Source organism: Collinsella sp. TM05-38, from assembly GCF_003466445.1.
GTDB lineage: Bacteria > Actinomycetota > Coriobacteriia > Coriobacteriales > Coriobacteriaceae > Collinsella.
On the sequence record NZ_QSPM01000018.1, the window covers coordinates 1 to 4196 of the forward strand.

General features: G+C 60.6%; 5 protein-coding genes. All 5 read left to right on the forward strand.

The features are described 5' to 3' along the window. The first annotated feature begins 219 nt into the window (after positions 1–219). The 5 genes from DXD49_RS09005 (at position 220) to DXD49_RS09025 (ending at position 4126) form a co-directional block, all read left to right on the forward strand. Positions 220–1098, forward strand: a complete 879-nt coding sequence (locus DXD49_RS09005) for a patatin family protein (protein ID WP_117734642.1) — start codon at positions 220–222, stop codon at positions 1096–1098. Between the two features lie 157 nt (positions 1099–1255). Then, positions 1256–1699, forward strand: a complete 444-nt coding sequence (gene rplM / locus DXD49_RS09010; protein ID WP_022094635.1) for a 50S ribosomal protein L13 — start codon at positions 1256–1258, stop codon at positions 1697–1699. Positions 1700–1701: 2 nt separating this feature from the next. After that, a complete protein-coding gene (gene rpsI, locus DXD49_RS09015) occupies positions 1702–2097 on the forward strand; it encodes a 30S ribosomal protein S9 (RefSeq protein ID WP_022094634.1) in 396 nt (131 codons plus the stop codon). Between the two features lie 123 nt (positions 2098–2220). Then, the gene (glmM, locus tag DXD49_RS09020) at positions 2221–3558 is read left to right on the forward strand and encodes a phosphoglucosamine mutase (RefSeq protein ID WP_117794781.1); all 1338 of its coding nucleotides are present in this window, start codon (positions 2221–2223) and stop codon (positions 3556–3558) included. Between the two features lie 100 nt (positions 3559–3658). After that, positions 3659–4126, forward strand: a complete 468-nt coding sequence (locus DXD49_RS09025) for a PTS glucose transporter subunit IIA (RefSeq protein WP_306421699.1) — start codon at positions 3659–3661, stop codon at positions 4124–4126. Positions 4127–4196: the final 70 nt, after the last annotated feature.

Sequence of the window (4196 nt, forward strand, 5' to 3'; positions counted from 1 at the left end):
GGTGCGGATTTGCGAAGCAAATACGCGGATTCTCCGCGCAATGCCTCGACTAGATATAGACGCGATGCTGATCGCGCTGCAGCCTGCCGTGCCCCGCAGCAACGCAGAGTGAGACGTGCTTTCCGCCGGTCGCCCCGCCCTCCTCAACTCCAAAACCTGTGCGCTCGCCATCCCAAAACTGGGTAGAAGAAGGCCAAAACGAAACAGCAGGAGGTCAACATGACTGCAGAAGATAAAGCAAAGAACGCCGGCAGGGTCGCGCTCGTCCTGGAGGGCGGTAGTTTTCGCGGGCAGTTTACCGCGGGCGTTCTCGACGTTCTCATGGAGGCCGGCGTCGAGATTCCGGCGGTATATGGCGTATCGGCCGGCGCCCTCAACGGTGTGAACTACAAGTCGCACCAGATCGGCCGTGCTAACCGCATCAACCTGGCTTTCTGCAACGACAACCGCTTCATGGGCGCCGCATCGTTTGCGTCCACGGGCTCCATCGTCGGCTACGACTTTATCTTCAACGATGTCCAGGACCGCCTGGATCCCTTTGACAGCGAGACGTTCGACGCGAGCCCCATCGAGATGTACGCCGTCGCGACGGACATGCTCTTTGGAACCGCCGCGTACCTGTCGGTCAAAAGCGCCGTGCTCGACCTCGACGCCGTGCGCGCATCGACGTCGCTGCCGCTGGTGACGCCGCCGGTCGAGATTGACGGGCACAAATACGTCGACGGTGGCGTAGCCGATTCGGTCCCCATCGAGCACGTGCTGGAGGAGGCAGGCTTCGATCGCGCGGTCGTCATTGTCACGCAGGACCGCTCGTACGAGAAAAAGCCCTACGAGTTTATGCCCGCCGCACGAGCCCGCTATGCCGACTACCCCTATCTGCTTGAGGCTATCGAGACGCGCCACGACCGCTATAACATCCAGCGCATGCATCTGTGGAAGTATGAGCGTGAGGGCCGTGCGCTGGTCGTTGCTCCGCAAAAGCCGGTCGAGGTCGGCCATGTTGAGCACGATCCGGCAAAGCTCCTCGACCTGTATATTCAGGGCCGCCAGGAGGCAAAGCGCTTGCTGGGAGATATCGAGGCGTTTGTCGAGCGCTAGTGTCGCGACGTCATGACCCATGGACGACATGTGCAGAAACTCTGGTCGGAGTCAAAATACCTGTTGACTCGTACGGCGAGCGGGGTAATATGGACGGGTTACTTGCAGAGCCCCGTGAATCTCTGTAACAACACGTACTGTACATGGAGGAGTCTAAGTGATTTCGAAATCGACTCACTACGCCAAGCAGGGCGAGGTCCAGCGCAACTGGGTTCTCGTCGACGCCGATGGTGCTGTCCTGGGCCGTCTTGCCACCCAGATCGCAATGATCCTGCGCGGTAAGAACAAGCCTCAGTTCACGCCCAACAGCGACTGCGGCGACTTCGTTGTCGTCATCAACGCCGATAAGGTCCAGCTTACCGGTAACAAGGCCGACACGAAGACCTATTATCGCCACAGCGGCTACAACGGCGGCCTTAAGGCTGAGAGCTTCCGCCAGGCTATGGAGAAGCACCCGGAGAAGGTCATCGAGCGCGCTGTTCGCGGCATGCTGCCCAAGACCACCCTCGGCCGTGCCCAGATGACCAAGCTTAAGGTCTACGCTGGTGCCGAGCATCCGCACGCTGCCCAGAACCCCACGAAGATTGAGCTGGAGGCTTAAAGATGGCTGAGAACACCGTTGTCTACCAGGGTACCGGCCGTCGTAAGAACGCCGTCGCCCGCGTCCGTCTCGTCCCCGGCACCGGCAAGGTGACCATCAACAAGCGTGACGCCGAGCAGTATTTCGGCCGTCATCAGCTCGTTGAGAACGCCCTTGCTCCCTTCAAGGTGACCGACACCGCCGGTCAGTTCGACGTTATCGCTCTGTGCGATGGCGGCGGCATCTCCGGTCAGTCTGGCGCTCTGCGCCTGGGTATTGCTCGCGCTCTTCTGAACGCTGGCGACTACCGTGCTGATCTCAAGAAGGCCGGTTTCCTTACGCGCGATGCTCGCGTGGTCGAGCGCAAGAAGTACGGCCTCAAGAAGGCCCGCCGCGCTCCCCAGTTCTCCAAGCGCTAAGGTTTTATCTCCTTTCGAGATACAATGTACAAGCGGGGCCTGCCGATTCCTCGGCGGGTCCCGCTTTTCTTTTTCGACTAGGGTGGGCGGTTGCATATCGCCTGCTAGGGAAGGAGCGATCCTATGCCCCAGAACATCTTCGGTACCGACGGCGTCCGTGGCGTCGCCAATGCCGGCCTCTCGTGCGACCTCGCGTTTCGCCTGGGCCGCGCGGCGACCAAGTTCCTTGGTCCGGATATCTGTGTCGGCCGCGACACGCGTCTTTCGGGCACCATGCTCGAGAGCGCTCTGACCGCCGGCATCATGGCCGAGGGCGGCCGTCCGCACTGCTGCGGCGTCATCCCCACGCCGGCCGTGGCCTTGCTCACCGTTCAGAACGAGCTCGACGGCGGCATCGTCATCTCTGCTTCGCATAATCCGCCGGAGTTCAACGGCATCAAGTTTTTTAGCCGCAAGGGCATGAAGCTTCCCGATGCTGTCGAGGAAGAGATCAGCGCCTGGGTCATGTCCGAAGAAGCCATGGCTGCCGACACGCTGCCGACCGGTGCCGGCGTGGGCCACATCATTAAGATGAAGGATGCCCGCAAGGCATACGTCGACCACGCCATCGATACGCTTGATGGCCTGAGGCTCGACGGCCTGGTCGTTGCCGTCGACTGCGGTCACGGTGCTTCCTGCCAGACTACGCCCGCCGCTCTGCAGCGCTTGGGTGCCACGGTCCATGCCATCAACACCGATTACTGCGGCACTGACATTAACGTTGAGTGCGGCTCCACTCACCTCGAGCCCCTGCGCGAGCTCGTACTGCGCACCCATGCTGACATTGGTCTGGCCCACGACGGCGACGCCGACCGCGTACTGTTCGTGGACGGCGAGGGCAATGAGATCGACGGTGACTACATCCTGGCTATCTGCGGTTCTGACCTCGCCGCTCGCGGCAAGCTCGCCAACTCCGAGATCGTCTCGACCGTCATGTGCAACCTTGGCTTCTCCATCGCTATGAAGGAGCAGGGCTTCGAGATGGTTCAGACTGCCGTGGGCGACCGCTACGTTCTGGAGCGCATGCTCGCGGACGGCGCCGTCATCGGCGGCGAACAGTCCGGCCACATCATCTTCCTGGAGCACAACACCACCGGTGACGGCCTGGTGACGGCTCTGCAGCTGCTGGCCGTGCTCAAGCGCACCGGTCGTACCCTCACCGATCTTGCCGGCATCATGAAGAAGTACCCGCAGGTACTCGTTAACGTGCATTCCGACAACAAGGCTGGTCTGGACGATTGCCAGCCCATCTGGGATGCCGTCGCTGCTGCCGAGAAGGAGCTTGACGGCCGCGGCCGCATTCTGGTGCGTCCGAGCGGTACCGAGCCACTGGTCCGCGTGATGGCCGAGGCCGAGACGCACGAGCTGACCCAGCGCGTTGTCGACGACATCGTCGAGGTTGTCAAGCGCGAACTTCCCTAATGGTCAAAAACGGGTGCCAAGTGGTAAACTGTTAAGGTTATTTGATTGATTGGTATGTCCGAGGGGGAGCATGTTCACTAAAGTCCTAAGGTCTTTTGGTATGCGTGGTCGAGTCCTTACGCTGGATGCTCCCATCTCGGGCGACGTCATTCCGCTCTCCGAGGTAAACGACCAGACGTTTGCCACCGGTCTTTTGGGCCAGGGCGTGGCGATTCAGCCCACCGGAACGCGTGTGATTGCACCGGCTGATGCTAAGGTCGAGGCTATTTTTCCCACGGGGCACGCCGTTGCGCTTAACACGGTCGATGGCCTGGACGTGCTCATCCACGTTGGTTTGGACACTGTTCAGCTCGAGGGCAAGCACTTTACCGTACATGCGCAAGTGGGTGACATCGTCCATAAGGGCGATGTGCTCATTGAGTTTGATCGCGAGGCAATTGCTGCCGAGGGCTACGATGTGACGGTTCCCATCTTGGTGTGCAACTCCGTTGAGTTCTCGAGCATCAAGGGCTCCGTTGGCGTGCATGTCGAAGAGATGGACCAGCTCATCGTTGCTCGCGAGCGCTAGCAAGTGCACGTGGCCATTAGCCTACAATTCAAACACGTTTACGGAGGGGGCCCCCGAAAGAGGGGGCCCC